Annotated in this window: 29 protein-coding genes; 22 read left to right on the top strand and 7 right to left on the bottom strand. The window is 72.3% G+C overall.

Going from position 1 to position 25,819, the window contains the following annotated elements:
• Positions 1-5 precede the first annotated feature (5 nt).
• The gene (locus KLI87_RS13890) at positions 6-1,346 is read right to left on the bottom strand and encodes a hypothetical protein (protein WP_214617225.1); all 1,341 of its coding nucleotides are present in this window, start codon (positions 1,344-1,346) and stop codon (positions 6-8) included.
• On the bottom strand, positions 1,339-2,163 hold the full coding sequence (locus KLI87_RS13885; protein WP_250903881.1) for an ATP-binding cassette domain-containing protein: 825 nt from the start codon (positions 2,161-2,163) through the stop codon (positions 1,339-1,341). Before KLI87_RS13885 ends, KLI87_RS13890 begins: the two co-directional genes overlap by 8 nt.
• A 455-nt stretch (positions 2,164-2,618) precedes the next feature.
• Here KLI87_RS13885 and KLI87_RS13880 point away from each other — a divergent pair, with 455 nt between their 5' ends.
• The 3 genes from KLI87_RS13880 to KLI87_RS13870 all read left to right on the top strand — a co-directional run bounded on the left by KLI87_RS13880 (position 2,619) and on the right by KLI87_RS13870 (position 5,754).
• Positions 2,619-3,557, top strand: a complete 939-nt coding sequence (locus KLI87_RS13880; protein ID WP_214617223.1) for a tetratricopeptide repeat protein — start codon at positions 2,619-2,621, stop codon at positions 3,555-3,557.
• A gap of 45 nt (positions 3,558-3,602) precedes the next feature.
• The gene (locus tag KLI87_RS13875; RefSeq protein ID WP_214617222.1) at positions 3,603-4,250 is read left to right on the top strand and encodes an AAA family ATPase; all 648 of its coding nucleotides are present in this window, start codon (positions 3,603-3,605) and stop codon (positions 4,248-4,250) included.
• Between the two features lie 100 nt (positions 4,251-4,350).
• The gene (locus KLI87_RS13870; RefSeq protein ID WP_214617221.1) at positions 4,351-5,754 is read left to right on the top strand and encodes an NAD-dependent malic enzyme; all 1,404 of its coding nucleotides are present in this window, start codon (positions 4,351-4,353) and stop codon (positions 5,752-5,754) included.
• Positions 5,755-5,842: 88 nt separating this feature from the next.
• Here KLI87_RS13870 and KLI87_RS13865 read toward each other — a convergent pair whose 3' ends face one another.
• The gene (locus KLI87_RS13865) at positions 5,843-6,478 is read right to left on the bottom strand and encodes a hypothetical protein (protein WP_156216007.1); all 636 of its coding nucleotides are present in this window, start codon (positions 6,476-6,478) and stop codon (positions 5,843-5,845) included.
• A gap of 191 nt (positions 6,479-6,669) precedes the next feature.
• Between KLI87_RS13865 and KLI87_RS13860 the strand changes: the two genes are divergently transcribed.
• The 4 genes from KLI87_RS13860 to KLI87_RS13845 all read left to right on the top strand — a co-directional run bounded on the left by KLI87_RS13860 (position 6,670) and on the right by KLI87_RS13845 (position 10,460).
• Positions 6,670-7,245 (top strand): YqgE/AlgH family protein, encoded by a 576-nt coding sequence (locus KLI87_RS13860; RefSeq protein ID WP_156216008.1) that lies wholly within the window; start codon positions 6,670-6,672, stop codon positions 7,243-7,245.
• Positions 7,246-7,255: 10 nt separating this feature from the next.
• Positions 7,256-7,516, top strand: a complete 261-nt coding sequence (locus KLI87_RS13855) for a DUF3039 domain-containing protein (RefSeq protein ID WP_214617220.1) — start codon at positions 7,256-7,258, stop codon at positions 7,514-7,516.
• A gap of 328 nt (positions 7,517-7,844) precedes the next feature.
• Entirely contained in the window at positions 7,845-8,681 is an 837-nt protein-coding gene (locus KLI87_RS13850) for a zinc metalloprotease (protein ID WP_308165999.1), read from the top strand.
• 36 nt (positions 8,682-8,717) lie between these two features.
• Positions 8,718-10,460 carry a DEAD/DEAH box helicase gene (locus KLI87_RS13845; RefSeq protein WP_173390742.1) on the top strand — a complete coding sequence of 581 codons (1,743 nt, stop codon included), beginning with the start codon at positions 8,718-8,720 and terminating at the stop codon, positions 10,458-10,460.
• A 9-nt stretch (positions 10,461-10,469) separates the two neighbouring features.
• Here the strand turns inward: KLI87_RS13845 and KLI87_RS13840 are convergent, their stop codons facing one another.
• A complete protein-coding gene (locus tag KLI87_RS13840) occupies positions 10,470-12,221 on the bottom strand; it encodes an alpha/beta hydrolase (protein ID WP_214617218.1) in 1,752 nt (583 codons plus the stop codon).
• 406 nt (positions 12,222-12,627) lie between these two features.
• Here KLI87_RS13840 and KLI87_RS13835 point away from each other — a divergent pair, with 406 nt between their 5' ends.
• Positions 12,628-13,017 (top strand): hypothetical protein, encoded by a 390-nt coding sequence (locus KLI87_RS13835; protein ID WP_214617217.1) that lies wholly within the window; start codon positions 12,628-12,630, stop codon positions 13,015-13,017.
• A 237-nt stretch (positions 13,018-13,254) separates the two neighbouring features.
• Here KLI87_RS13835 and KLI87_RS13830 read toward each other — a convergent pair whose 3' ends face one another.
• From KLI87_RS13830 to KLI87_RS13820, 3 genes are read right to left on the bottom strand one after another with little or no spacing between them, the layout of a single operon-like run.
• Positions 13,255-13,773: a gluconokinase gene (locus tag KLI87_RS13830; protein ID WP_308165998.1), complete on the bottom strand. Its 519-nt coding sequence runs from the start codon at positions 13,771-13,773 to the stop codon at positions 13,255-13,257.
• Between the two features lie 2 nt (positions 13,774-13,775).
• A complete protein-coding gene (locus tag KLI87_RS13825) occupies positions 13,776-14,351 on the bottom strand; it encodes an isochorismatase family protein (protein ID WP_214617216.1) in 576 nt (191 codons plus the stop codon).
• A 42-nt stretch (positions 14,352-14,393) separates the two neighbouring features.
• Positions 14,394-15,740, bottom strand: a complete 1,347-nt coding sequence (locus tag KLI87_RS13820) for a nicotinate phosphoribosyltransferase (protein ID WP_214617215.1) — start codon at positions 15,738-15,740, stop codon at positions 14,394-14,396.
• A 95-nt stretch (positions 15,741-15,835) separates the two neighbouring features.
• Between KLI87_RS13820 and clpS the strand changes: the two genes are divergently transcribed.
• The 14 genes from clpS to rdgB all read left to right on the top strand — a co-directional run bounded on the left by clpS (position 15,836) and on the right by rdgB (position 25,798).
• Positions 15,836-16,132, top strand: coding sequence for an ATP-dependent Clp protease adapter ClpS (gene clpS / locus KLI87_RS13815; protein ID WP_156216016.1), 297 nt, complete (start codon positions 15,836-15,838; stop codon positions 16,130-16,132).
• 17 nt (positions 16,133-16,149) lie between these two features.
• Positions 16,150-16,680 (top strand): DUF2017 domain-containing protein, encoded by a 531-nt coding sequence (locus KLI87_RS13810; RefSeq protein ID WP_156216017.1) that lies wholly within the window; start codon positions 16,150-16,152, stop codon positions 16,678-16,680.
• A gap of 144 nt (positions 16,681-16,824) precedes the next feature.
• Entirely contained in the window at positions 16,825-17,721 is an 897-nt protein-coding gene (locus tag KLI87_RS13805; RefSeq protein ID WP_214617214.1) for an MEDS domain-containing protein, read from the top strand.
• A gap of 54 nt (positions 17,722-17,775) precedes the next feature.
• Positions 17,776-18,597, top strand: coding sequence for an MEDS domain-containing protein (locus tag KLI87_RS13800; protein WP_214617213.1), 822 nt, complete (start codon positions 17,776-17,778; stop codon positions 18,595-18,597).
• A complete protein-coding gene (locus KLI87_RS13795) occupies positions 18,594-19,598 on the top strand; it encodes a sensor histidine kinase (RefSeq protein ID WP_156216020.1) in 1,005 nt (334 codons plus the stop codon). The genes KLI87_RS13800 and KLI87_RS13795 overlap by 4 nt, the downstream gene beginning before the upstream one ends.
• A gap of 58 nt (positions 19,599-19,656) precedes the next feature.
• Positions 19,657-20,085, top strand: a complete 429-nt coding sequence (locus KLI87_RS13790; RefSeq protein WP_214617212.1) for a Mov34/MPN/PAD-1 family protein — start codon at positions 19,657-19,659, stop codon at positions 20,083-20,085.
• Between the two features lie 48 nt (positions 20,086-20,133).
• On the top strand, positions 20,134-20,262 hold the full coding sequence (locus tag KLI87_RS40985) for a hypothetical protein (protein WP_281377911.1): 129 nt from the start codon (positions 20,134-20,136) through the stop codon (positions 20,260-20,262).
• A gap of 127 nt (positions 20,263-20,389) precedes the next feature.
• Complete coding sequence (locus KLI87_RS13785; protein ID WP_156216022.1) at positions 20,390-20,662, top strand: MoaD/ThiS family protein; 273 nt, start codon at positions 20,390-20,392, stop codon at positions 20,660-20,662.
• 20 nt (positions 20,663-20,682) lie between these two features.
• Complete coding sequence (locus tag KLI87_RS13780) at positions 20,683-21,630, top strand: PLP-dependent cysteine synthase family protein (RefSeq protein ID WP_156216023.1); 948 nt, start codon at positions 20,683-20,685, stop codon at positions 21,628-21,630.
• Positions 21,631-21,756: 126 nt separating this feature from the next.
• A complete protein-coding gene (locus KLI87_RS13775; RefSeq protein ID WP_156216024.1) occupies positions 21,757-22,545 on the top strand; it encodes a thioesterase family protein in 789 nt (262 codons plus the stop codon).
• Between the two features lie 199 nt (positions 22,546-22,744).
• On the top strand, positions 22,745-23,611 hold the full coding sequence (gene murI / locus KLI87_RS13770; RefSeq protein WP_156216025.1) for a glutamate racemase: 867 nt from the start codon (positions 22,745-22,747) through the stop codon (positions 23,609-23,611).
• A 29-nt stretch (positions 23,612-23,640) separates the two neighbouring features.
• Complete coding sequence (locus KLI87_RS13765) at positions 23,641-24,390, top strand: MBL fold metallo-hydrolase (protein ID WP_214617211.1); 750 nt, start codon at positions 23,641-23,643, stop codon at positions 24,388-24,390.
• An 83-nt stretch (positions 24,391-24,473) separates the two neighbouring features.
• Positions 24,474-25,193, top strand: coding sequence for a ribonuclease PH (gene rph, locus KLI87_RS13760; RefSeq protein ID WP_156216027.1), 720 nt, complete (start codon positions 24,474-24,476; stop codon positions 25,191-25,193).
• Complete coding sequence (gene rdgB, locus KLI87_RS13755; RefSeq protein ID WP_214617210.1) at positions 25,190-25,798, top strand: RdgB/HAM1 family non-canonical purine NTP pyrophosphatase; 609 nt, start codon at positions 25,190-25,192, stop codon at positions 25,796-25,798. The genes rph and rdgB overlap by 4 nt, the downstream gene beginning before the upstream one ends.
• The last annotated feature ends 21 nt before the right edge of the window (positions 25,799-25,819 follow it).

Genomic DNA, 25,819 nt, shown 5'->3' with positions numbered 1-25,819 from the left:
GAGGTCTACCGGGCGCCGAGGTCGATCCGGGGCCGGGCCGGGGGCGTGGCCGCCGGTGTCGCGTACTTGGGGAACAGCCGGGGCGGGACGTCCCAGCCGTCGAAGTCCTGCGGGCCCAGCGCGCACGCCCGGTAGTACGCGAAGTGCAGGCGCAGCCAGGTGCGGCGGCGCTGCTCGCCCCAGGACGTGAAGCGGCGTGCCGCGCGCACGTCCGGGATGCTCGGCGGCTCCTCGCCGGCCAGCCACGCGTCGACGAGCCTCCGGTAGCCCTCCGAGACCGGACGCCGCGGAGCCGCGCACGCGCTCGCGTCCATCAGCCCGTCCCGGATCTGCCGGACGGCGCGCCCCTCGAACCCCGGCGCGAGGCGCTCGTCGAGGTGGATCGCGGCCACGCCGTCCGTCACGGTGGCCGGGGCCCAGGACGGGCGCTGCTCCACCCGTGTGAACGCGCCGGGCGTCCCGTCCAGCCGGGAGGCGAGCGGGGTCGCGGCGCTCATCAGCGCGGGCAGGGCGCCGCGCAGCGCCGGGTGCACGCAGACGGTCAGCGGCCATGCGCGGCACACCGGTTTCGCCGGCGCGGGTGACGTCGCCCCGCCGCCGGTCCCGTGCAGGCGCAGCGTCGCGACGACGATCGCGGCCATCACCAGCACGAGCGGCAGGACGAGCATCACGCGCCGGGTCGCGCACACGACGTAGCCGAGGACGAGCGCTCCCGTCATGCCGATCGTCCAGACGGCCTGGTCGGCGAGCACCGCCGGACGCAGCGCGGTGAACAGGGGGAGGTGCGGGAACGCCGCCGGGGGCAGCAGGCTCAGCCACGACACCCCGGGCGCGCGCAGGGCGGCCCACAGGGACGTGGCCGCGAGGACGACCGTCGCGGTGGTCCGGTGCGGGGCGACCCGTCCGGACAGGTACCCGGCGACGATGTGCAGCACGAGCGCCCCGGCGCCCACGGCCAGCCCCAGCGGATGCGGCCGCCCCGCCTCCTGCCGCAGCAGCGCCACGACGACCACCGAGGCCGTCACCGCGAGGAAGGACACGAGCGCGGCGACCGACAGCAGCAGCAGGTCGAACAGCACGCCGGTGGCCGGGGAGCGCGCGGTCAGCTCGCGGAGGTAGTCCAGGGGGCGCTCGCGCACCGCCGTCCACGCCGCGAGCCCGGCGGCGACCGGGCCGAGCAGCCGCACGGCGTTGAGCAGTGTGACGAGCGACTCGTCCCAGTAGGCGACGGAGGCGACGAACGACGGCACCGACGCGGCGATCCCGACCGCGGTGAGCAGCGGCACCGCGACCAGCGGCGCCGCGCGGCGGGCGTCGAGCCGGAGCACGCGCCCCAGCTCAGACACCGGCGCCGCTCCCGGCGGGCGCGCGCGGCATCCGGAACCTCGTCAGCTGCGCCAGCACGGGCCGGGCCGCGCGCCGCCGGCCGGGCTCCCGGACCGCCGCCGGAGCGCGGGCGTCCCGCGGGTGCGGGACGCGGCGCCCGGCCGCCCGGTCGGCGGGGACCCGCGCGGCCGAGCGGGCGGGAAGCTCGGTGAGCCTGCCCCGGCTGAGCCCCAGCAGGAGGTCGCACCAGCCGGTGAGCGTCCCGGCGGCGTCGGCGGTGACGACCACGGTCGGCGCGAGCGAGCGCAGCACCGGGATCAGCTCCGCCATGGCGGCCGCCCCGCCCCCGGCCTCGGCCCCCGCGCCGGGCGCGCACAGCTCGGCGAACGGGTCGTCCAGCAGGACGAGGTCGGGCGAGTGGACGCACGCCGCCGCCACGCCCGCGCGCAGCCGGACGTCGGGCGGCAGCAGGGACAGCTCCGTGCCCGCCGCCTCGGCGAGGTCCAGCCGGGCGATCACGTCGCGCGCGGCCGAGGCGCCGGCGCGCTGGTAGTAGGCGGCATAGGAGACGAACTCTCCCGCGGTCATGTTCTGCTTGCGCGACAGCCTTCCGGGCAGGTAGCCGATCCGGGCCCGCGCGGCGCGCACGCCGGCGGCGTGCGCGGTGTCGTGCCCCAGAATGTGCAGCGCGCCGGTGTGCGGCCGGCGCAAGGTCGCGAACGTGGCCAGCAGAGTGGATTTACCGACACCAGGTGGACCGGCAACGCCGACCACGCCTTCGGGCACCCCGAAGGTCACCGGGCGCAGGAGCCACCGCCCCCCGCGGCGGACACCCATTCCTCGGGCCACGATCGCGGAATGCTCCGCGATCACTTGTTTCCCCCCGTTGATCGTCGTGCGGTCGCGGCGGACGGGGCGCACCGGCGCTTCCCCTCGCCACCCGGTGCCCGCCGCGGCGGACGGGACGCTGGTGACCGTCCCGGGCGCCGGGGCCCTGTTTTGCCGTGCCGCGATGCATCGACGTCGTGACTATAACCGGGCTTGGTGATGGCTGTCAGCAATCTTTTTGCCCTTACGGCGGAGCGCCTGAATTCTTTGCCTTGGGCGGCGGACGTGAGAATTCGTAAAAGCCGGACAATGGCTACGGCGGCGGAGGGATCAGGCGAGTCGGGCACCCGATCAAGCGCCCCGGACGCCGCGCGGGGCGCGACGCGCTCCGCTGGGAGCGGACGGACGTACAGGCGGGGGCGGTCATGGGGCAGGATGGTCCCATGCCTTCTCGGGACTTTTCGTTGCACGGGGCCATCGACCTGGGGGCCCGCCAGGCCGCCACCAGGAAGCAGCAGGAACGCCAGGCTCAGGGCGGCGGCGCGGCCGCGGGCGCCGCGGAGGGCGCGGCCGGCCAGTACGTCGTGGACGTCACCGACGAGACCTTCAACACCGAGGTCGTGGAGCGGTCGCAGTCCGTCCCCGTCCTCGTCGACTTCTGGGCGGACTGGTGCGGGCCGTGCAAGCAGCTCAGCCCGATCCTGGAAAAGCTCGCCGCCGAGGCGGCCGGCAAGTGGGTCCTGGCCAAGGTCGACATCGACGCCAACCCGCAGCTCGGCGCGTACATGCAGCAGATGGGCGTGCGGGGCATCCCGTTCGTGGCCGCCGTCGTCGGCGGGCAGCTGCTGCCGTTCCTGAACGGCGCGGCCCCTGAGGCGCAGGTGCGCGAGGCCGTCGACCAGCTCTTCGACGCGCTGCGCAAGGAGGGCATCCTCCCGGACGCGCCGGAGGGCGAGCAGGCCGTCCCGGGCGCCGCGCAGGACGCCCCGGCCGACTCGCCGTACGCGGCGGCCGAGGACGCGCTCACCCGCGGCGACCTGGACGCGGCCAAGGCCGAGTTCCAGCGGCTCCTCGCCGCCAACCCGCGCGACGTCCAGGCCAAGCAGGGCCTCGGGCTGGCGGAGCTGAGCCTGCGGGTCCGCGCGCTCGACCCCGAGCGCGCCGTCCAGGAGGCGGTCGACAACCCGGGCGACGTCCAGGCCCAGATCAACGCCTCGGACGTGGAGATCATGTCCGGCCGGGTCGAGGACGCCTTCGCGCGGCTGCTGAACGCCGTCCGCGTCAGCGCGGGCGACGACCGCGACGCGGCGCGCAAGCACCTGCTGTCGCTGTTCGACCTCCTGCCCGCCGATGACCCGCGCATCGCCAAGGCGCGCCGCTCGCTCCAGGCCGCCCTGTTCTGAGCCGGGCCAGGACGTGCCGGGCGCGGAAACGGGCATGAGACGAACGTGAACGTACGCGTGGTGACGATCTCGGCCACCTTCGGCGCGGGCGGCGCCGCCGTCGGCCCGATGGTGGCGCGGGCCCTCGGCCTGCCCTTCCTCGACCGGGCGATCCCCGAGATCGTCGCGGGCGAGATCGGGTGCACGCTGGAGGAGGCGCTCGCCCACGACGGCCGGGCCGAGCGCGGCCTCGGGCGGATCCTCGCCGGGGCGGCGCGGCTGCCGACGGTCGCGATGGGCGCGATGGAGGTCTACCTCCCGGACCGGACGATCGTCCCGCCCGAGGAGTTCGTCGAGCACACCGAGCAGATCATCACCAGGACCGCCGACTCCGGCGGCGGCGTGCTGCTCGGCCGCGGGGCGGCGGTGGTGCTCGCGGACCGCCCGGACGCGCTGCACGTCCGGCTGGACGGGCCGCGGGAGCGGCGGCTGCTGCTCGCCGCGTCCGAGATGCCGGGTGGCGGGAGCGGGGCACCGGAGCGCGATGTGGAGCGTATGCTCGACGACAACGACCGCGCCCGCACGGCCTACGTGAAGCACTTCTACGGGGCCGACCCCGCCGACCCGCGGCTCTACCACCTCGTGATCGACACGACGAGGCTGCCCGTCCCCGCCGCGGCCGACCTCATCGTCGGTGCGGCACGGGCGTGCTGAGCGGCAGGGGAGGCCGGGCCGCGGCCCCCGGAGCGTCGCCCCCTCGTGGGACGATACGGCCGGGACAGGGACGTACCCGGTAGCAAGGGAGCGAGTTGTCGTGGCGAGCGTGCCGAGCGTGTCGTACTCCATCACCGTCCGCCTGGAGGTTCCGGCCGGCGGGCGTGCCGTCAGCCAGATCACCCACGTGGTCGAGAACGCGGGCGGGATCGTGACGGCCCTCGACGTCAACACGGCGGGCCACGAGACATTGCGGATCGACGTCACGATCGCCACCCGCGACACCCAGCACGCCGAGGCGATCGCCGCCGCGCTGGAGCAGATGCACGACATCAAGATCCACAAGGTCAGCGACCGGACCTTCCTGATGCACCTCGGCGGCAAGATCGAGATGCAGTCCAAGGTGCCGCTGCGCACCCGTGACGAGCTGTCGATGGCCTACACGCCCGGGGTGGCGCGGGTGTCGCTGGCGATCGCCCGCAACCCCGAGGACGTCCGGCGGCTGACGATCAAGCGCAACAGCGTCGCGGTGGTGACCGACGGGTCGGCGGTGCTCGGCCTCGGCAACATCGGCCCGGAGGCCGCGCTGCCGGTGATGGAGGGCAAGGCGGCGCTGTTCAAGCGGTTCGCCGGGATCGACGCGTGGCCGATCTGCCTCGACACCCAGGACACCGACGAGATCGTCCGGACCGTCCAGATCCTCGCGCCCGCGTTCGGCGGCATCAACCTGGAGGACATCTCCGCCCCCCGCTGCTTCGAGGTGGAGGCGCGGCTGCGCGAGCTGCTCGACATCCCCGTCTTCCACGACGACCAGCACGGCACCGCGATCTGCGTGCTGGCCGCGCTGACCAACGCGCTGCGCGTCGTCGGCAAGGACATCGCCGACGTGCGGATCACGATGGCGGGCGCGGGCGCGGCGGGCAGCGCGATCCTGAAGCTGCTGATCCACGCGGGCGCGCGCAACCTCGTCGTCTGCGACTACCGGGGCGCCGTCCACCTGGGCCGCGACGACCTCGACGACTCGCTCCGCTGGATCGCCGAGCACACCAACGAGGCCGGCTACGCGGGCGACCTGCGCGGCGCGGTGAAGGACGCCGACGTGTTCGTGGGCGTGTCCGCGCCCGGCATCCTCACCGGCGACGACATCGCGACGATGAACGACGACGCGATCGTGTTCGCGCTCGCCAACCCCGAGCCCGAGGTCTCGCCGGACGAGGCGCGCGAGCACGCCGCCGTCGTCGCCACCGGCCGCAGCGACTACCCGAACCAGATCAACAACGTGCTGGCCTTCCCCGGCGTCTTCCGCGGGCTGCTGGACGCGCAGGCCGACGGCGTCACCCAGGGCATGCTCGCCGCGGCGGCCCAGGCGCTCGCCGAGGTCGTCACGCCGGGCGAGCTGGGCCCGAACTACATCGTGCCGAGCGTCTTCCACCCGGACGTGGCGGGCCGCGTCGCGGGCGCCGTCCGCGAGGCGGCGGGCGGCCGTCCGCGCACCGAGGTCTGAGGCCCCGCAACGGTCCGCCGGGGTTCGGCGCGAACCCCGGCGGCTGTTCCGGCTCCCGGCTCGGTGGGCGGTCGGCCGACGTGGCCGGTCAGTCGGCCTTCTTCGCGAAGATCCGCTCGCGGCGGCGCGGCCAGATCCCGCCGTACCAGAAGATGATCAGGCCGGTGAGCACGATGGCGCCGCCGGTCGCGGCGCGCGCCCACAGGACGCCGTTGTCGGGACCGGTGTGCGGCAGCCTGCTCGGCGGGGTCTCGGGCGGCGCGCCGCCACCGCCCGCGTTCTTGCAGTTCGCCTTGAGCGTCCGCGTCTCGATCGGCTTGTTCGCCCAGCTCACCTGGACGCGGGTGCGGCGGTCCTCCCGCAGCCGGATGGTGACCGTCTTGGTCGTGCGGGCGGCGATCTTCCCGGCCACCGGGCCGCCGTCGTCGTTGCGCTCGACGCCGTAGTCCTCGCGCTGGCCGCCGGTGTTGCGGATGGTGACCCGCACCTCGCGGGACGGGCAGGACACGGCCCCGACGCTCGCCGAGAGCGGCTGCCCCACCGGGCCGGACGGCCCGCTCGGCGACGCCGAGGGCGAGGCGCCGTCGCCGGAGGGGCTGGGGGACGGCGTCTCCGAGGTGGCCGCGCGCGAGTCCGACGACGTGGCCTTCCACACCGCGGGGACGGCGATCAGCGCCGCGATGACCAAGAACACGCCGGCGATGACGACCCTGGGCAACTGCATCGCGTTCCTCCCCGGCCCGGTCGGGCCTCTCCGGCCCGCGGGCCGGAGGACCGCACGGGTGGCCGATGATGCTAGATCATTCTGGGACCTAGGTCCTTGCCGTGCCGATATCCCCATCGATAGGAATGCGTAACAGGCTAACGAGCACGGGGACGTGCCGCCGGGGGTCCGGGCAACGCATGATGGGGTCCATGGAAGACGGCATCAGGGTGGGCCTCCTGCTGGTGGCCACCCCCCAACTTGAGGATCCCAACTTCAGGCGCAGTGTCGTCCTGGTGGTCGAGCACGACCTGGAGGGGGGCACACTGGGGGTTGTCCTCAACCGGCCGACGGAGGTTCCGGTCGACCGGGTCCTGCCTCCCTGGGCCGAACTCGTCACGGGTCCCTCGGTGGTGTTCCAGGGGGGTCCGGTGGCGCTCGACAACGCGCTCGCCCTGGCCCGCCTTCCCGGCGAGGACGAGCCGCTCGGCTGGCGGGCGCTGGACGGCGGCACGGAGGTGGCCAGGGTCGGGCTCGTCGACCTGGACGCGCCGCCCGCGCTGCTGGCGCCCGAGCTGCTCCAGTTCCGGGTGTTCGCCGGTTACGCGGGCTGGTCGTCCGGCCAGCTGCACGCGGAGATCGAGGACGGGGCGTGGTACCTGGTGCAGGCCGAGGCCGGCGACGTGTTCGCCGCCGACCCCGACCGGCTGTGGCAGGAGGTGCTGCGGCGCCAGGACGGCGACCTGGCCTTCGTCTCCACTTTTCCCGAGGACCCGACGCTGAACTAAGGTGATTTCCGTGAGTACGAAGATCCTTCCCGACAGTGACACCCAGAGTGATGTCAAGCCTGATCTCTCGCACGGTGACGGCGATCATGAGCGGTTCGCCCACTATGTGAAGAAGGCCAAGATCACCGAGAGCGCGGTGGCCGGCACGCCGGTGATCGCGCTGTGCGGCAAGGTCTGGGTGCCCAACCGGGACCCGAAGAAGTACCCGGTCTGCCCGGAGTGCAAGGAGATCTACGAGTCCATGCAGCCGGGCAAGCAGGGCGACGACTGAGCGGGCACTGAGCACGACCGGCGTGGACGGCCGCTGACGGGCGGCGACATGCCAGGGTGATCCCGCGGTCGGCGGGGTGGCGGGCCGACCGCGGGATCATCGCGTTTCATCGAGGGATCGCCGGACGACCGTACGGGGGGAATGGATGCGGCGGTTTGCCGTGGGTTCGCTATGCGCACTGTTGGTCACGCTGTGTGCGGCTTCGAGTTCGAAAAGTGACGAGATCCGCCGGGGCGGTGAGCCTTGCGCGGCGTCCACCCGCTCCGGGGCGGGCCAGAGCGCGGCCAGACACGCCAGGCGCGACGGGGAAGACCTGGATCCGCGCCAGGTGGACGCCCTGCTCGCCGACCTCCGCCGCACGCTCCGGGAGAGGTTCGGCACCGACGACGAGAACCGGGTCGACGCGGCGCTCCGGATGAGCCGCCGCCGCGTCGTCGTCCCCGTCCGCTTCCACGCGATCTCCAGCGGACGGCGGGGACGGGTGGGGCCGTCCACCGTCCGGCGGCAGATCTCCACCCTGAACGCCGCGTACGGGGGCAGGAAGGGCGGCGTCGACACGGGGGTCAGGTTCCGCCTGGCCGGATACGACGTCACCGACAGGCAAGAGTGGTTCTGGCACCCGCAGCGTCACGAGGGCGAGATGAAGCGGCGCCTGCGCAGGGGCGGCCCCGGCACGCTGAACATCTTCTCCGCCGCCGTCGGGACGGACATGCTCGGCTTCTCCACGTTCCCCCAGTGGTACCGGGGCGAACCCCGCATGGACGGCGTCGTCGTCGACTACCGCAGCCTGCCGGGCGGCTCCAACCGCGGGTTCGACCGCGGCTACACGGCCGTCCACGAGATCGGGCACTGGCTCGGGCTGATGCACACCTTCGAGAACGGCTGCGAGCCGCCGGGCGACGGCGTGGCCGACACCCCGTACGAGGCGGAGCCCGCGACGGGCTGTCCGAGCGGCCGGAACTCGTGTCCGCAACGCGGCGGCGACCCCGTCCACAACTTCATGGACTACGCGCAGGACGCCTGTATGCGGGAGTTCACCGCAGGTCAGGGGCGCCGCGTCCGCGCCGTGTGGGCCGCCTACCGCGCCCCGAACCGCCGCGCCAAAGCTGTGGATCTCCGCACAGAACCGACGACGAGGGCGCGATCTGTCGGTGGGGCTCGGTAGCCTTCAATGACCGTGAGCACCTTCGCCGCATCGAGCATGCCCCCCGCCTTCCCCGAGCGGGCCGCCTGGGGGACCGCGTCGTCCCTGCGTGCCTGGCAGCAGCAGGCGCTTGAGGCGTACTTCGGGGAGAGCGGCCAGGAGCCGGGCCCGCGCGACTTCCTCACCGTCGCGACGCCCGGCGCCGGGAAGACGACGTTCGCGCTGCGCCTCGCGCGCGAGCTGATGGAGCGCCGCGCGATCGCCGCGATCACGATCGTCTGCCCGACCGAGCACCTCAAGCGGCAGTGGGCCGAGTCCGCCGCCCGCGTCGGCATCAAGATCAACCCGGAGTACCAGAACGGCGACGGCCCGGTCGGCAAGGACTTCGACGGCGTGGCCGTCACCTACGCGACCGTCGCGGCGCGTCCGGCGCTGCACCGCAACCGCACCGAGTCGCGCAAGTCGCTGGTCATCTTCGACGAGGTGCACCACGCGGGCGACGGCCTGTCCTGGGGCGACGCCGTCCGCGAGGCGTTCGAGCCCGCGACCCGCCGCCTGGCCCTCTCGGGCACGCCGTTCCGTACCGACATCAACCCGATCCCGTTCGTCCAGTACGAGGAGGGGCCCGACGGCGTCCGCCGCAGCCGGGCCGACTACACCTACGGCTACGGCCCCGCCCTGGCCGACGGCGTCGTCCGTCCGGTGATCTTCCTCGCGTACGCGGGGGAGATGCGCTGGCGCACCCGCGCCGGGGACGAGATCACCGCGACCCTCGGCGAACCGCTCACCCAGGACCAGACCTCCCAGGCATGGCGCGCCGCGCTCGACCCGAAGGGCGACTGGATCGGGCAGGTGCTCGCCGCCGCCGACCGCCGGCTGACCGAACTGCGCCGCGCCATCCCCGACGCGGGCGGCCTGGTCATCGCCTCCGACCACGAGGCGGCCCGCGCCTACGCCAAGATGCTGCGGTCGGTCACCGGCCAGGGCGCGACGATCGTCCTGTCCGACGACCCGACCGCGTCCAAGAAGATCAAGCAGTTCGGCGAGACCGAGGACCGCTGGATGGTCGCGGTCCGGATGGTCTCCGAGGGCGTCGACATCCCGCGCCTCGCGGTCGGCGTGTACGCCACGTCCACCAGCACACCGCTGTTCTTCGCCCAGGCCATCGGCCGTTTCGTCCGCGCCCGCAAACGCGGCGAGACGGCCTCGGTCTTCCTGCCCTCGGTGCCGACCCTGATGGGCCACGCCGCCGAGATGGAGACCGAGCGCGACCACGTCCTCGACCGCCCCGTCCGCGAGGACGGCCTGGACGACGACCTGATCGCCGAGGCCAACCGCCGGCAGGACACCCCCGACGTCGGCGAGGAGCTGGCCTTCGAGACCGTCGAGGCGTCCGCGACCTTCGACCGCGTCCTCTACGACGGCGGCGAGTTCGGCATGCACGCCCAGCCGGGCTCGGCGGAAGAAGAGGAGTACCTGGGCATCCCCGGCCTCCTGGAACCCGAACAGGTGACCGCCCTCCTCCGCAAACGCCAGGCCGAGCAGATGGCGGGCGAGCGCAAGAAGAAGACCGGCGACCCCCGCGCCGACCGCACCACCGCCGAAGACCTCGCCACCCTCCGCCGCGAGCTGAACGGCCTGGTCGGCGCCTGGAACCACCGCACGGGCCAGCCCCACGGCGTCATCCACAGCGAACTGCGCCGCTCCTGCGGCGGCCCCGCCATAGCCCAGGCGAGCGCCGAGGACATCCGCAAACGCATAACCAAGATCCGAGAATGGGCGACCAAACGCCGCCCCTGACCCCCCGGCTCAATCATGGGCCCTGAGCCACCCCAGAACCCTGTCCCGAAGCCCTGGCACCTGAAAAAGCGCGCTGCCGTGATAACTGCCCGCGGTCGTCTCAGCGGTACAGGAAACACGGACCTGTGTGAGCGCGGAGCAGAGCTGCGTGGAGTGCGCCGCGGGAACGAAGTCCTGTTGGGAATGGACGAGATACATCGGTGAATCGCCTTCGCCGGCGTGGGACCGGGCGGCCGCGTCGCTCCACTGCTCGGAGCAGGAGGCGCTGTCGGGATCGGGCGAGCAGCGCGCGAGAAGGGTGGCATTGTCGCGAAGCTTCACCTGCGCGGCGGTCGCGCCCGCGGCCTGCCCAGCGGCGTAGCCGAGACCCGGATCGGCGACGGGCGAGAGCGCGACGACCCCACGAACAAGGTCGCTCCCTTTCCCATGTGTTCCCGCCATGGTGGCGAGGTGGCCCCCGGCAGATGAGCCGAGCATCACGATCCGTCCCGGGTCGATGTTGAACGCGGCGGCGTTCTGGCGGATCCAGGCGATGGCGGAGTCCAGGTCGTCGCGTTGGGCGGGCCACGGCGCGTCGGTGTTGAGGCGATAGTCGACGGAGAACACGGCGTATCCCTGGCCGGCGAACCAGCGGGACGTGCCCGCCCAATCCTGCTTGTCCCCCTCGTACCAGTGCCCTCCATGAACGACGATGAGCGCGGGCCGCGGTTCTGGGCCGGACTGGTAATACGCGTCCAACTGCTGGCGCGGATGCTCGCCGTAGGCGTGGGTCGTCTCGACGGTCGTCCCGGCGACAGGCCGGGGGAACAGCCGTCGCACCGGAGCGTCCACGTCCGGAATCGTCGCGGGGTGCTTCCGGACGGGTGAGGGCGGGTCGCCGACCGGTTTCTCGGCGGGCGGTGGCGACGAGGTGCGCGCCCTTATCCAGGCCAGCGTCTTCGGCTTGGTGACGTCGGTGAGGAGGTGGCCGCCGCTCTGCGATCCCGCGACGGTCTCGGTGGTGACGGACACACCCGCGGCCTGGAGGGCTGCGGCAAGGTCATCAGCGTGACCTGCGGAGACATACGGGTCGTGCTCGGCGGTCAGCAGGTACATCGGGGCGTCGTCGGCGGACGCGCGGGACTTGGTGACGGTGTCGGCCCAGCGGCTCCAGCAGGGCTGGTCGGACTCGACCGGGTGACACCGGGCCAGGATCACCGCGTTGTCCCTGATCTTGCGCCGGAGCGCGGGCGAGGTGTCATGCGGCGCGCCGCCCCAGGAGCGGTAGGGCGAAGCGATCGCCGACAGACCGATCACCCCGCGCACGGTGGAGCCACCGGCCCCGTAGGTCCCGGCGGCGGTGGCCAACTGCCCCCCGGCCTGCGAACCCATGATGACGAGCTTGTCGGGGTCGAGGTCGAACCGGGCCGCCTCCGCCTTGATCCAGCGGATGGCGGCGAGCACGTCGTCACGGGGACCTGGCCAGACGACATCGGTGTTGAACCGGTGGTCGATGGAGAACACGGCCAGCTTCTGGTCGGCGTACCAGCGGGCGGTCTCGGCCCAGCCTCCACCCCTGCCGCCGCCGTTCCAGGCCCCGCCGTGCACGAGGATCAGACCCGCCTGCGGCGTGGACGCCGCGTGCCAGTAGGCGTCCATGACCTGCCGCTGGTGCGTACCGTAAGCGTAGGTGCCCTGCTGGATTTCCGCAGCGCGTGCACCAACGGTTCCACCCGCCAGGACGATGACCGCAACGAGAAGGGTGGTGACGACGCGCTTCATCGGCCGGCCTCGGGCAGAGAGATCCATACGCGCTGGAAGTCCAGCAGGTACTGATCATGCAGGACGTTGTCGTTGACCTCCAGCAAGGCGTCGTCGCCATGGTGCAAAGATTCGGCGTCATAGGTGTGGCTGCCGGTGTGCGGCGGCCTGGCAAATCAACCCGACATTCCGGACCCGGGCCCCGCCAGCAATAGCGTAATGTAAGGACGAATACCACGACATGCGTGGTAGGTGTTTTTGAACCGCCCAGCACGACCTGGCGAATCGCGGGAACTGGGGATTCCCTCCCGGATCGGGGTGGTCTGGTCGACGCGGGCAAGCTGGGCCTGAGAGTACTTCCGTAACATTCCCGGTACGATGCGAGTGCCGCAACGGCTGCGGCACTCGCATCGTGTTGGAGGCCCAGATGGCCCTGGAGCAATTGTTTTCGACCGTGGCAGGAATCCGGGCCGGGCTAATTCTTGTCGAGGACCCCCAGAGTTCTGATTCGCATGAAGACTGGGAGCCGATGGACTCCTTTGTGGATGCCGGTCCATCGTCGATTTACGTGTCGGTGCAGCCTTCGGTCGACGGTCCTGTGACTATTGCCGTGCTCGATGGCGATGAAGTGATTTCAGGGATGCAGCTCTACTATGAAGGTGAATTGATTCTCGACTCGAAATCTTGTGTCGTATTCGATGTGGATGAGAGCTTTTCGTTCCTGGTTCCATGCCCATCCGGCTCTGCCCGGATTCGAATTTATGCAGACGAGTTGGGCCTCGCTAGTTCCATCGCAGTTATCTTCGAGTCCCGCTAGTTGTAGATCATTGCCTGAGGTGACGGAGCGGGACGGGTTCTGGCGTGCGGTGGGACTTGGCCGTCACAGAGAGTCGTGTGCGTGGTGAAGGAGCATCGAAGCCCGTTCGGTGTGGATATGGAGATAACCGAACCTGTGGCCGGGGTCGAGGCGTTTCATCGACTTCGTGCCGTGGGGAGAACTGCGGCTATCGGCGCGGGAATACTCGATTCGGCGGGCCGTCGATCGGAGGCTTGGTTAGGTCGGGCGGGGCTTGGCGGCGGTTCGTTTGATGATTTGGGTTGCTAGTTCTTCGGGGGTTTTGGTTATGGGGAGGGTTGGGATGTTCTCGGTGGGGGTGGGGGGTTCTAGGGCTGCTAGTTGGGTGTCTAGGAGCGTTGGGTTGAAGAAGTGGCCTGTGCGGGATTTCAGGCGGGATTCCAGGGTTTCTCGGTCGCCGGTTAGGAGGATTATCTGAACTTCGGGGCGGCCGTTGGTCAGGAGTTTTCGGTAGGAGCGTTTCAGGGCGGAGCAGGTTACTACGCCTGGGCGGCCCGTTTTTAGGCGGTCGTCCATCCAGGCGGCTATCGCGTTCAGCCAGGGGAGGCGGTCTTCGTCGGTGAGGGGGTGGCCCTCGCTCATCTTGGCGATGTTGGCGGGGGAGTGGAACGTGTCGGCTTCCGCGTAGTCCCAGTTGAGGCGCTCGGCCAGGAGGGTGCCTACCGTTGTTTTGCCGCTGCCGGATACTCCGGCGATCAGGATGATCTGGGGTGGCACTGTCAGGGGCTCACTACGGGGGTGCCGGTGAGGGTGACGCCCGCGTCGGTTAGTTCGTCCAGGGCTCTGTCGGCGGTGGGCTTGGCCACGGCGGCGGTCAGGGTTAGGAGCACCGTGGTGTTCAGGCCCGCGCGGACGGCGTCGAGCGCTGTTGCTCGGACGCAGTGGTCCGTGGCTATGCCGACGATTTCCACTGTGTCTACGTGCCTGGTTGCCAGCCAGTCGGCCAGGGGGACGTCGTCGTCGGTGGTGCCCTCGAAGCCGCTGTAGGCGGCGGATTCGCGGCCCTTGCTGAAGACCGCCTCGATGGGGGCGAGCGCCAGGTTCGGGTGGAAGTCGGCGCCCGGGGTGCCGATGACGCAGTGCGGCGGCCAGGTGTCGACGTAGTCGGGGGTCTCGGAGAAGTGGCCGCCGGGGTCCAGATGGAAGTCGCGCGTCGCCACGATGTGCGCGTAGTCCGGACGGTGCGCCGCGACGTGGCCCGAGATCGCCGTGGCCACGTCGGCGCCGCCCGTGACGGCGAGTGAGCCGCCCTCGCAGAAGTCGTTCTGGACGTCCACGATGATCAGAGCCTTCATGGCCTCTCCCTTCCCTACGGTGGACGCTACCCCAGGCGCCTCTCAGTGGCGCGGGCCGCCGTCGATGAACTCGGTGGGGACGGCCGGTTCGCCCTTGGAGAGTTGCAGCGCGGTGGGCGGGAGCTCGGCGATGGACGCGGCGTGGCGCTCGCGGGCGGCCTGGAGTGGTTCGCGGCCTACTATCTCGCCGTCCCGGACGAGGGGTGCGAGGAGGACGCGGTCGTTGGGGCCCGGGGCCGGCTCTCCCGTGGTCACCATCTCGGCGTAGGCGGTGCCTCGGCCGTCTATGCGGCGGACGGCTGCCTTGCGCCCGCCCCGGCTCGGCTTGCCCGGGGAGCGTTTCGCCACGGGACGCATGGGCGCGGACGGGGTGTCGGAGCGGGCCACGAGTTTGTAGACCAGGGAGGCCGTGGGCGCGCCTGAGCCTGTGACCAGGGATGTTCCCACGCCGTAGCCGTTGACCGGGGCTGCCGCGAGGGCCGCTATGCCGTACTCGTCCAGGTCGCCGGTGACGACGATCCGGGTGTCGTGGGCTCCCAGGGAGTCGAGTTGGTCGCGGACGCTGCGCGCCATCACGCCCAGGTCGCCGCTGTCTATCCGGACCGCGCCGAGGGAGGGCCCGGCGAGTTCCACGGCCGTGCGGACGGCCCGTTCCACGTCGTAGGTATCGACCAGGAGAGTCGTGCTCTCGCCCAGGGAGGCGAGTTGTGCCTCGAACGCGTGCCGCTCGCTGTCGTGCAGGAGGGTGAACGAATGCGCGCTGGTCCCCGCCGTGGGGACGCCGTAGCGACGTCCCGCCTCCAGGTTGGAGGTCGTCGCGAAACCGGCGATGTAGGCGGCGCGGGCCGAGGCCACGGCGGCGTGTTCGTGGGTGCGGCGGGAGCCCATCTCGATGAGGGGGCGGTCCTGTGCCGCCTGGGCCATCCGGGACGCGGCGGACGCGACCGCGCAGTCGTGGTTCAGGATCGACAGCGCGATCGTCTCCAGCAGGACCGCCTCCGCGAACGTCCCTTCGACCACCAGGATCGGCGATTCCGGGAAGTAGCAGTCGCCTTCCGAGTAACCCCAGACGTGTCCGGAGAAGCGGTAGTTCTCCAGCCATTGCGCGGTGGGCTCGTCCACGATGCCGTCCGCGGTCAGGTACTCCAGCTCGGCGCGGCCGAACCGGAACGCCTCGATGGCGTCCAGCAGCCGTCCCGTACCGGCTACGACGCCGTAGCGGCGGCCCGCGGGCAGGCTGCGCGCGAACACCTCGAACACCGCGCGGCGGTCGGCGGTGCCGCTGCGCAGCGCCGCCTGGAGCATCGTCAGCTCGTAGCGGTCGGTCAGCAGGGCGGTGCCGTCACCAAGGTCCACAAGTGGAACCTTACGGCTCACTGTGTGCACCATGGACGTGCAGGCCATCACACCCGGCCGGACGCATAGCATCGGGGACTGGGCGGACCGACCGACGGGGAAAGGGGAGACACGGCCAAATGAGCGCCATGAGCACGGCGCCCGCGCCGGTCGAGCTGGAACGGCCGGACGTGGCGGAGGACGTGAGCTCCGACCGGCCCTGGCTGGCGATCGTGTGGAACGACCCGATCAACCTGATGTCCTATGTCACGTATGTGTTCCAGACCGTCTTCGGATATGGGAAGTCCAAGGCGGAGAAGCTGATGCTGGACGTCCACCACAAGGGCCGCGCGGTCGTGGCCAACGGCACCCGCGAGGAGATGGAACGAGACGTGGAGATCCTGCACTCCTACGGGCTCTGGGCCACCGTGAAGCGGGACGACTGAGAAGCCTGGGCGCGTCAATGAGCGATGTGAAGAAGACCCGGCACGGGATCAGGGTCCGGCTGGAGGCCGAGGAGACCGCGCTGGTCCGGGCGCTGATGGAGCAGCTGATCGCGCTCATCGGCGACACGCCCGGCGACTCCGGGGAGGGGCTCGCCTCGATCGGCATCTCCGAGAACGCCACCAAGTCCGACGACCCCGTCCTCGCCCGGCTGTTCCCCGACGCCTACCGCGACGACGGCGAGGCGGCCGGGGAGTTCCGCCGCTACACCGAGATGGGGCTGCGCGACGGCAAGCGGGAGGCCGCGGCCACGGTGCTGGGCTCGCTCGGCGAGACCGGCTCCGACACCGTGCTGGACGACAAGCAGGCGCAGGCGTGGCTGCGCGCGCTGAACGACGTGCGGCTCGCGCTCGGCACCCGGCTCGACATCGGCGAGGAGTGGTACGAGGAGGCCGCGCGGCTCGACCCGCGCGACCCGCGCACGCCGATGTTCGCCGCCTACGACTGGCTCACGATGCTGCAGGAGGGGCTCGTCCGCGCCCTCTGGTGATCTCGGCCGTACCCGGCCACGGACGACATCACCGATTGTCGGGACGCCGGTGCGGGGCGTGGCTAGCGTGGGACGCGGGTCCTCACCCCCGCGGGGCGCCGAGGCCCCGCCCGGACGAGCCGACACCGCACCCCGGAGGCCCCGATGTCCGCACAGCACAAGGCCGTCGGCGACATGCGGCTCGGCGACCACCTGTGCCTGTTCTTCGACAACGACGAGGAACGGCGGTCGATCATGGCCGACTACGTCCGGGACGGCGTGCGCGCGGGCCACAAGGTCGTCTACATCTCCGACGCGGTCGGCGCCCCCGACGTGCTCGGCTGGCTGCTCGGGGAGGAGCGGGCCGTGCCCGGGGCCGAGCTCACCGAGGCGATGGAGGCGGGCCACTTCGTCGTCCGCACGGCCGAGGAGACCTTCCTCGCCAGCGGGCGCTTCGACCCGCGCGAGAGCCTGGAGCTGATGGCGACCGAGATCGACCTCGCGCTCGTCCAGGGGTACCGCGGGGTGCGGATCGCCGGGGAGGCGCGGTTCTCGCTGCGCCGCTGGCCCGGCACCGACCAGCACGGCGACTTCGAGCGGATGCTCGACGAGGTCTTCATGACCGACGACCTGAAGGCGATGGCGATCTGCCAGTTCGACCGGCGCTGGTTCGGCGCCGCGCGGCTGGCCGACCTGGAGTCCTGCCACATGGGCCGGGTGCGGGTGAACGACTACCACGACGACGGGACGCTGCGCATCACGCCGATCTTCGGGCCGCCAGGGGCGGAGCTGGCCGGGGTCATCGACGCGGCGACGCGTCCGGCGGCCGAGCGGGTGCTGGAGTCGATCTCGACCCGCACCGGGCTGCTCTGCCTGGACCTGGGCGGTCTCACCGACTGCGACGAAGGCGGGCTGCGGCTGCTGACCCGCGCCGACCGCCCCGACCTCGGCCCCGACCGGGGGCTGCTACTGCGCGCCGTGCCGCCGGTGATCGCCGAGCGGCTCCGCTCGTCCGGGCTGGTGGCGCTGCCGGGCGTGTCGGTCGAGGACGCGCCCGGCTGACCCCGCTCCCCGTTGGTACCTTGGCGGCTGACCGGCGCTCCCTGAGGAGGTCGCATGGCGCACCCCGAGCAGTCCCGCACGGCGGTCGGCGCGATGCTCCCCGGCGACCACGCCTGCCTCGCCTACGACCATCCGGCGGAACGTGACGCGATCATGACGGCGTTCGTCTGGGACGGGCTGCGCGCCGGGGACGCCGTCCTCTACCTCGCCGAAGCCGGGCCCGACACCGCGAAGCGGCGGCTGCGCGCCGTGTTCGGCGCCGACGACCGCATCGAGGTCCTGCCCGCGTGCGGCGACCCGCGCGCGGCGGTCCGGTCGGCGTTGCGGCGCGGGTACGCGGGCGCCCGGCTCACCGTCGAGGCGTCGGCCGCGCCGCGCGGCCGGCCCGGCACCGCGCGGTTCGCCGCGTTCGAGGACGCGGTCGACCGGCTGGTCGGCGCCCACCGCCCCCGGGTGACGGCGCTGTGCCAGTACGACCTGCGCTGGTTCGACGCCGGACGGCTGCCCGCGCTGGAGGAGCGGCACGGCGCGCGCGTCCGCGCCGACGACGTGTTCGACGACGGCGTCCTGACGATCGCGCCGCTGTTCGCGCCGCCCGGCCTGCGGCTGTCGGGCGTGCTGGACGCCTCGACGCTCCCCGCGCTCGTCGCGGCGCTGCGCGACCTGGACGAGGGCGCCGCGCACCTGTGCCTCGACCTGTCCCGGCTCGACTTCTGCGACCTGGAAGGGGTGCGGGCCTTGGTGGAGGCCAACCGGTCGACCGCGGTGCTCGACCGGCAGATCATCCTGCGTGCGACGCCCGGCTGCGTGGAGTTGATGCTGCGCGTGTCCGGCTGGCGGGACTCGCCCGGGATCGTCCTGGAGGCCACCGGATGATCGGGTTCTCCGCCGAGCCGCCCGCCCGGCCCGTGGCCGACCACACGGCCGCGCCCGCCCCGGGAGAGGGCGCCGACGTGCTCGTCCACCAGGCGCTCGTCTACCGGACGCGGCGCGAGCTTGAGCTGACCGCCGTCCCCTACCTGCGCGCGGGATGCCGCGGCGGCGAGGCGGTGGTGGTCGTCGCGGCGCCGGAGGTGACCGCGTTCCTGGGCGGGCGGCTCGGCGCCGAGACCGCCTCCCATGTCGAGTTCCTCGACGCCGGGGGCTGGTTCGGGGGCCCGATGCACGCGCTGGCCACCTGCTTCGACCGCACGCGCGCCGACTGGTGGCCGCGCGGGCGGGTGCGGCTGCTCACCGAGCCGGTCTGGACGGGCCGCACGGCGCTGGAGGTCCGCGAGTGGAAGCGGCACGAGGCGATCCTCAACGTCGCCTTCGCCGGGACGCCGACCGCGATCATGTGCCTGTACGACGCGTCCGCGCTGCCCGGGCACGTCGTGGCCGACGCGTCCCGCACCCATCCCGAACTCGCCGGGCCGGACGGGAGCGTGCCGAGCGCGCACTTCACCGACCCCGCCGACTTCTACGACGAGTGCAACACGGTCCCGCTCTCGCAACCGCCCGCGGCCGCCGCGTGCAAGGCGTTCTCCACCGGCGAGCTGCCCGCCCTGCGCGACTTCCTCGCCGCCGAGGCGGGACGCCTCGGGCTGCCCGGCGACCGCTCGCTCCCGTTCGTGCTGGCGGTGAACGAGGTCGCCACGAACATCATCCGCGAGGGCGGCGGGCGCGGCGCGCTGTGGGTGTGGGCCGAGGACGGCGAACTCCTCTGCGACGTCAGCGACCCCGGCCGCGTCCTCACCGACCGGTTCCTCGGCTACGCGCCGCCGCACGGACGGCGCCGGCACGAGGCCGCGATGTGGGCCGTCCGGCGGCTGTGCCACATCGTCGAGATCCGCACCGGCGTGGACGGGACGCGCCTACGCATGCACGTCAAGCTGTGACCGACCCCGTGTCCCCCGGCACCCGGGCGCCCCGGCGGCGCCCGGTAATCTTCGGGGCATGCTGAGGATCGAACGCGCCCTCGTCGACAAGATCATCGCGCATGCGCGCGCCGACCACCCCGACGAGGCCTGCGGGATCGTGGCGGGGCCCGCCGGGTCGGACCGGCCCACCCGGTTCATCGCGATGACCAACGCCGAGCGTTCGCCGACCTACCACAACTTCGACAGCCGGGAGTGGCTCCAGGTCGACCGGGAGATGGACGACAACGACGAGGAGATGATCGTCCACTACCACTCCCACACCGCCACCGAGGCCTACCCGTCCCGCACCGACCTCGCCTACCTGCGCTCGCCGCTGGCCGACCCGCGCGTCCACCGGCTGCTGGTCTCCACCCGCGACCCGGACGAGGCGGAGGTCCGCTCCTACCTGCTGGTGGACGGGGAGATCGTCGAGGAGGAGGTCGAGATCGTCGAGTCCTACGGCTGAGGGCGCCGGGCGCTGACGTGCGGGAGAGGGGCCGGTAAACTGGTCGTCATGGGGACGAGCGGGCACAGGGCGGGCGCGCGGCGCCGGGTCCGCGCCGCGCTCAACGCCGCCGTGCCGCCCGTGCAGAGCTTCCTGTTCGGGCACTCGCGCGCCGAGGTCGTCTACGACTGTCGCTGACGCGTGTCTCCGCCGCGCAGCGCCGTGCCGCTGACGCGCCCGAATCCAGCGCCCGGAATTCCCGCGCGCCCCGCCCGGTTGTCACGCTGGGGCGGGGAGCCCCGTACGACCTAAGGAGATCATCGCGATGGCGATCGAGGTCCGGATCCCGACGATCCTGCGCAACCTCACCGACGGCGCCAAGGCCGTCGACGGCAAGGGCGGCACGCTCGACGAGCTGTTCGCCGACCTGGACGCGCGCCACCCCGGCCTGCGCGCCCGGCTGGTGGACGACGGCAAGCTGCGCAAGTTCGTCAACGTCTACCTCAACGACGAGGACGTGCGGTTCCTCGGCGGCCTGGAGACCCCGGTCGGCGACGGCGACAACGTCACGATCCTCCCCGCCGTCGCCGGCGGCTGAGCCGGCCGCGGGCAGATCTCATGCGCTTCGACTCGCTGCTGGACTCCCTCGGCGGCACCCCGCTGATCGGGCTGCCGCGGCTCTCGCCGTCCGCCGACGTCCGGCTCTGGGCCAAGCTGGAGGACCGCAACCCCACCGGCTCGGTGAAGGACCGGCCCGCCTTCCACATGATCGAGAAGGCGGAGAAGGACGGGCTGCTCACGCCCGGCTGCACGATCCTGGAGCCGACCTCGGGCAACACCGGCATCTCGCTGGCCATGGTCGCCAAGCTGCGCGGCTACAACATGATCTGCGTGATGCCCGAGAACACCTCCGCCGAGCGCCGCCAGCTGCTGGAGATGTGGGGGGCGCGGATCATCTCCTCCCCGGCGGCGGGCGGCTCGAACGAGGCCGTCCGCGTCGCGAAGGGCCTGGCCGCCGAGAACCCCGACTGGGTGATGCTCTACCAGTACGGGAACGAGGCCAACGCGCTCGCGCACTACGAGACGACGGGCCCGGAGATCCTCGCCGACCTGCCGTCGGTCACCCACTTCGTCGCCGGGCTCGGCACGACCGGCACGCTGATGGGCGTCGGGCGCTTCCTGCGCGACCACGTCCCCGGCGTGAAGATCGTCGCGGCCGAGCCCCGGTACGGGGAGCTGGTGTACGGGCTGCGCAACATCGACGAGGGCTTCATCCCCGAGCTCTACGACGACTCCGTCCTGACCACCCGGTACTCGGTCGGCTCCCGGGACGCGCTGCGCCGCACCCGTGAGCTGCTCGAACAGGAGGGCGTCTTCGCGGGGATCTCCACCGGCGGCGCGCTGCACGCCGCGCTCGGCATGGCGGCCAAGGCCGTCAAGGCGGGTGAGCGCGCCGACATCGTGTTCGTCGTCGCGGACGGCGGATGGAAGTACCTGTCCACCGGCGCGTACGGCGGCACCCTGGAGGAGGCCGAGGCGCGCCTGGAGGGCCAGCTCTGGGCCTGATCCCGGATCCGGCGCCGGCCTTCCCCAGCGAACGCGGTTCGGTCGGCGCGGTAGAGTCTCGTCCTGGAACGTGATTCTAGAACCGTGCCGGCCGCACGCCGCCGCGCGGGACCGGGGAGGGTACGGATGAGCAGGTTCGGGGACTCCACCGCCGTCCGGCGGGTGGCCGAGGGGCGGTACGAGACCGTCCTGGACGGGGCGTTCGGGTTCGCCGACGCGATCAACGGCGGCTACCTGATGGCGATCCTCGGCCGCGCCGCCGTGGAGGTCTCCCCGCACGCCCACCCCGTCTCCACCGCCGCGACCTTCCAGCGCGTCGCGCGCCCCGGCCCCGCCGAGGTGATCGTCGAGCCGCGCAAGGTCGGCCGCACCGCCGCGACGTCGCTGGTCACGCTCGTCCAGGACGGGCGCCGCGCGGTGGACGCGCTGATCACCACCGGCACGCTCGACGGCGCCGCCGAGCCCTCGTGGAGCGACACGCCGCCACTCCCGCCGCTGCCGCCGCTGGAGGAGTGCGCCGACTACCAGCCGGACCCGGGCGACGAGGGCATCGCCACCCAGCTCGACATGCGCTTCGACCGCGCCACCATGGGCTGGCTGGACGGGCGGCCCAGCGGCAGGCCGGAGATCCGCGCCTGGTTCCGCTTCCGCGACCCGCACGAGCCCGACGCGCTCGCGCTCGCGCTCGCCGTGGACGCCCTCCCGCCCGTCGTCTTCAACCTCGGCGTCAAGGGCTGGTCGCCCACCGTCGAGCTGACCTGGCACCTGCGCGCCGTCCCCGCGCCGGGCTGGCTCGCCCTGCACGGCTCGGGGCGGCTGCTGTCGGGCGGCTGGTTCGACGAGGAGGTCGAGGTCTGGGACTCCGCCGGACGCCTCGTCGCGCAGAGCCGGCAGATCGCCCGCGAAGGGCGCTGACCGCTTCCCCACCCGGACCGGGAATTGCGGACGCGCCCCCTCCCGGATCCGGCGTGAGGCGTTTCACCGGCGTTTCGCCACGTCCGGCCGAACGACCAGGCGCGACCCGCGTGAACTGCGCCTATTTCCTGGGGATGACCATGTGATGTACACCGCATGGCGTGCTTCCGCGTCGCGAACTCGCCTAGCCTTGGACACCATGTCAACGTCACCGGGCGCGGATGCCCCGATCGGCATCTTCGACAGCGGCTTCGGCGGTCTCACCGTCGCGCGGGCCATTCTCGACCAGCTCCCCGACGAGCCGATCCTCTACCTCGGTGACTCCGCGCGCCAGCCCTACGGGCCGCGCCCGATCGCCGAGGTCCGCGCGTTCGCGCTGGAGATGCTCGACCGGCTGGTCGAGGAGGGCGTGAAGATCCTCGTGATCGCCTGCAACAGCGCCAGCTCGGCGATGCTGCGCGACGCGCGCGAGCGCTACGACGTCCCGGTCATCGAGGTCATCAACCCCGCCACCCGGCGTGCCGCCCGCGCCACCCGCAACGGGCGGGTCGGGCTCATCGCGACCGAGGCCACCGTCAACAGCCGCGCCTACGAGGACGCCTTCGCCGCCGCCCCGCACATCGACCTCGTCAGCGCCGCCTGCCCGCGCTTCGTCGAGTTCGTCGAGGAGGGCGTGACGATGAGCCCCGAGCTGCTGGACGCGGCGCGCGGCTACCTCCGGCCGATCATCGACGCGGGCTGCGACACGCTCATCCTCGGCTGCACCCACTACCCCCTCCTCACGGGCGCGATCTCCTATGTGGTCGGCGATGGGGTGACACTGGTATCGAGTGCCGACGAGACCGCCAAGGACGTGTACCGGGTGCTGCATGACCGTGGGCTCGCCCGCGCGGAGCCGACGCCGGAGCCGGCGCACCGCTTCCGCGCCACCGGCGACCCCGGCGTCTTCGCCGCGCTCGGCCGCCGGTTCCTCGGGCCGGAGATCGGCGCGGTGGAGACCGGCGCCGTCCCCGTCCATCGTCCCCCCTCGGCCGGTACCGCCCTGAGCAAGGCACTGACCACCTGATTCCTCGGGGACACAAGGGAGGAGCGAGCGTGCGGGTCACTGTGATCGGCTGCTCCGGCAGTTTCCCTGGGCCGGACAGCGCCGCGTCCAGCTACCTCGTCGAGGCGGAGGGGTTCTCCATGCTCCTCGACATCGGCAACGGCTCGATCGGCGCGCTGCAACGCTTCCACGGCGTGCTCGACATCGACGCCATCTGCATCACGCACCTGCATCCCGACCACTGCCTCGACCTCACGGTCTACTGGATCGCGCGGACGTACTGTCCGGGCGGCCCCGCCCCCCGCATCCCGGTCTACGGCCCGCGCGGCACCGCCGAGCACATGATCAAGGCGTACGAACTGGACCCGAACCCGGGGATGACCGACACCTTCGACTTCCGCGACCTCGTGACCCGGCCGACGGGCATCGGCCCCTTCACCGTGACCGCCGCGCGGATGAACCACCCCATCGAGGCGTACGGGCTGCGCGTCGAGCACGGCGGGCGCGTCTTCACCTACTCCGGCGACACCGGGCCGAGCGAGACCCTCGTCCGGCTGGCGGGCGGCTCCGACCTGTTCCTGTGCGAGGCGGCGTTCGCGCAGCGTCCCGGGCTCCCGCCCGACATGCACCTGAACGGGCGGGAGGCGGGCGAGCACGCCGAGCGCGCCGAGGCCGGACGGCTCGTGCTCACCCACCTGCTGCCGTGGAACGACCCGGCGCAGACGCTCGCCGAGGCCAAGGCGAGCGGCTACCGGGGCCCGATCGAGCTGGCCGAGGTCGGCACCGTCTACGACCTGTGAGGCCGGGCGAGCGGCGACGCCGCTGCCGCCGCGCATGCTGCCGCCGCGCGTGCCGCCGCCGGGCGTGCCACTAAGGTGGGCGCATGCCTCGCCCCGATGATCGCGCATCCGACCAGCTCCGTCCCGTCCGCGTGCAGCGCGGGTGGCTCGACCACGCGGAGGGGTCGGCGCTGATCGAGTTCGGCGGCACCCGGGTGCTGTGCGCCGCCTCCGTGCAGGACTCGCTGCCCCGCTGGCGGCGCGAGAGCGGCCTCGGCTGGGTCACCGCCGAGTACGCGATGCTGCCGCGCGCCACCAACACCCGCAACGACCGCGAGTCGATCCGCGGCCGGGTCGGGGGCCGCACCCACGAGATCTCCCGGCTGATCGGCCGCTCGATCCGCGCGTGCGTCGACTTCAAGGCGCTCGGGGAGAACACCGTCCAGCTCGACTGCGACGTCCTGCAGGCCGACGGCGGCACCCGCACCGCCGCGATCACCGGCGCCTACATCGCGCTCGCGGACGCGGTGTCGTGGATGCGCGGCCGCCGGCTGCTGCGCGGCGAACCGCTGATCACCTCGGTGTCGGCGATCAGCGTCGGGCTGGTGGACGGCGAGGCCCGCCTCGACCTGTGCTACGAGGAGGACTCGGCCGCCGAGACCGACATGAACGTCGTCTGCACCGGCGACGGGCGGTTCGTCGAGGTGCAGGGCACCGCCGAGGGCACCCCGTTCGACCGCGCCGAGCTGGACGCGCTGCTCGACCTCGCGGCGGGCGGCTGCGCGGAGCTCACCCGCATCCAGGCCGAGGCACTCGCACGGTGACCCGGATCGTCCTCGCCACCCGCAACGCGGGCAAGGTCGCCGAGCTGCGCCGCATCCTGTCCGGCATCGACGTCGCGGGCCTCGACTCCTTCCCGGACGCGCCCGAGGTGCCCGAGACCGAGCCGACGTTCGAGGGCAACGCGCTGCTCAAGGCCCGCGCGATCGCCGCGCACACCGGGCTGCCCGCCGTCGCCGACGACTCCGGCCTGTGCGTGGACGAGCTGAACGGCATGCCGGGCGTGCTGTCGGCCCGCTGGTCGGGCCGGTTCGGCGCCGCGTCCGGCGACCGGGACGCCGCGAACCTCCAGCTCGTCCTCGACCAGCTCGCCGACGCCCCCGACGGGCGGCGCGGCGCGTCGTTCGTGTGCGCCGCCGCGCTCGTCCTGCCGGGCGGCGTCGAGCACTGCGTCGAGGGGCGCATGCGCGGCGCCATCATCGACGCGCCGCGCGGCACCGGCGGCTTCGGCTACGACCCGGTCTTCGTTCCGGAGGGCGGGTCCCGCACGACCGCCGAGATGTCCCCGGAGGAGAAGGACGCGATCAGCCACCGCGGCCGCGCGTTCCGCGCCCTGGCCCGGCTCCTCCCCGACGCGCTCGTCTACTAGGAAAATCGGGGGCGTGACAAC

Origin of the sequence: Actinomadura sp. NEAU-AAG7 (assembly GCF_018603865.1) — a bacterium.
In the GTDB taxonomy this organism is placed as follows: Bacteria; Actinomycetota; Actinomycetes; order Streptosporangiales; family Streptosporangiaceae; genus Spirillospora; species Spirillospora litoris.
Note: the sequence above shows the minus strand (reverse complement) of the source record. Positions and strands in the feature narration are given on the sequence as shown.

Excerpts from the sequence above, each read along its gene's own strand:
- KLI87_RS13800 (WP_214617213.1), top strand. The coding sequence starts at position 17,776 with ATGGCGCACCCCGAGCAGTCCCGCACGGCGGTCGGCGCGATGCTCCCC.
- murI (WP_156216025.1), top strand. The coding sequence starts at position 22,745 with ATGTCAACGTCACCGGGCGCGGATGCCCCGATCGGCATCTTCGACAGC.
- KLI87_RS13795 (WP_156216020.1), top strand. The coding sequence starts at position 18,594 with ATGATCGGGTTCTCCGCCGAGCCGCCCGCCCGGCCCGTGGCCGACCAC.
- KLI87_RS13820 (WP_214617215.1), bottom strand. The coding sequence starts at position 15,740 with ATGGTGCACACAGTGAGCCGTAAGGTTCCACTTGTGGACCTTGGTGAC.
- clpS (WP_156216016.1), top strand. The coding sequence starts at position 15,836 with ATGAGCACGGCGCCCGCGCCGGTCGAGCTGGAACGGCCGGACGTGGCG.
- KLI87_RS13790 (WP_214617212.1), top strand. The coding sequence starts at position 19,657 with ATGCTGAGGATCGAACGCGCCCTCGTCGACAAGATCATCGCGCATGCG.
- KLI87_RS13785 (WP_156216022.1), top strand. The coding sequence starts at position 20,390 with ATGGCGATCGAGGTCCGGATCCCGACGATCCTGCGCAACCTCACCGAC.
- KLI87_RS13835 (WP_214617217.1), top strand. The coding sequence starts at position 12,628 with ATGGCCCTGGAGCAATTGTTTTCGACCGTGGCAGGAATCCGGGCCGGG.
- KLI87_RS13775 (WP_156216024.1), top strand. The coding sequence starts at position 21,757 with ATGAGCAGGTTCGGGGACTCCACCGCCGTCCGGCGGGTGGCCGAGGGG.
- KLI87_RS13780 (WP_156216023.1), top strand. The coding sequence starts at position 20,683 with ATGCGCTTCGACTCGCTGCTGGACTCCCTCGGCGGCACCCCGCTGATC.
- KLI87_RS13840 (WP_214617218.1), bottom strand. The coding sequence starts at position 12,221 with ATGAAGCGCGTCGTCACCACCCTTCTCGTTGCGGTCATCGTCCTGGCG.
- KLI87_RS13865 (WP_156216007.1), bottom strand. The coding sequence starts at position 6,478 with ATGCAGTTGCCCAGGGTCGTCATCGCCGGCGTGTTCTTGGTCATCGCG.
- KLI87_RS13860 (WP_156216008.1), top strand. The coding sequence starts at position 6,670 with ATGGAAGACGGCATCAGGGTGGGCCTCCTGCTGGTGGCCACCCCCCAA.
- KLI87_RS13885 (WP_250903881.1), bottom strand. The coding sequence starts at position 2,163 with ATGGGTGTCCGCCGCGGGGGGCGGTGGCTCCTGCGCCCGGTGACCTTC.
- KLI87_RS13810 (WP_156216017.1), top strand. The coding sequence starts at position 16,150 with ATGAGCGATGTGAAGAAGACCCGGCACGGGATCAGGGTCCGGCTGGAG.
- KLI87_RS13805 (WP_214617214.1), top strand. The coding sequence starts at position 16,825 with ATGTCCGCACAGCACAAGGCCGTCGGCGACATGCGGCTCGGCGACCAC.
- rph (WP_156216027.1), top strand. The coding sequence starts at position 24,474 with ATGCCTCGCCCCGATGATCGCGCATCCGACCAGCTCCGTCCCGTCCGC.
- KLI87_RS40985 (WP_281377911.1), top strand. The coding sequence starts at position 20,134 with ATGGGGACGAGCGGGCACAGGGCGGGCGCGCGGCGCCGGGTCCGCGCC.
- KLI87_RS13845 (WP_173390742.1), top strand. The coding sequence starts at position 8,718 with ATGCCCCCCGCCTTCCCCGAGCGGGCCGCCTGGGGGACCGCGTCGTCC.
- KLI87_RS13825 (WP_214617216.1), bottom strand. The coding sequence starts at position 14,351 with ATGAAGGCTCTGATCATCGTGGACGTCCAGAACGACTTCTGCGAGGGC.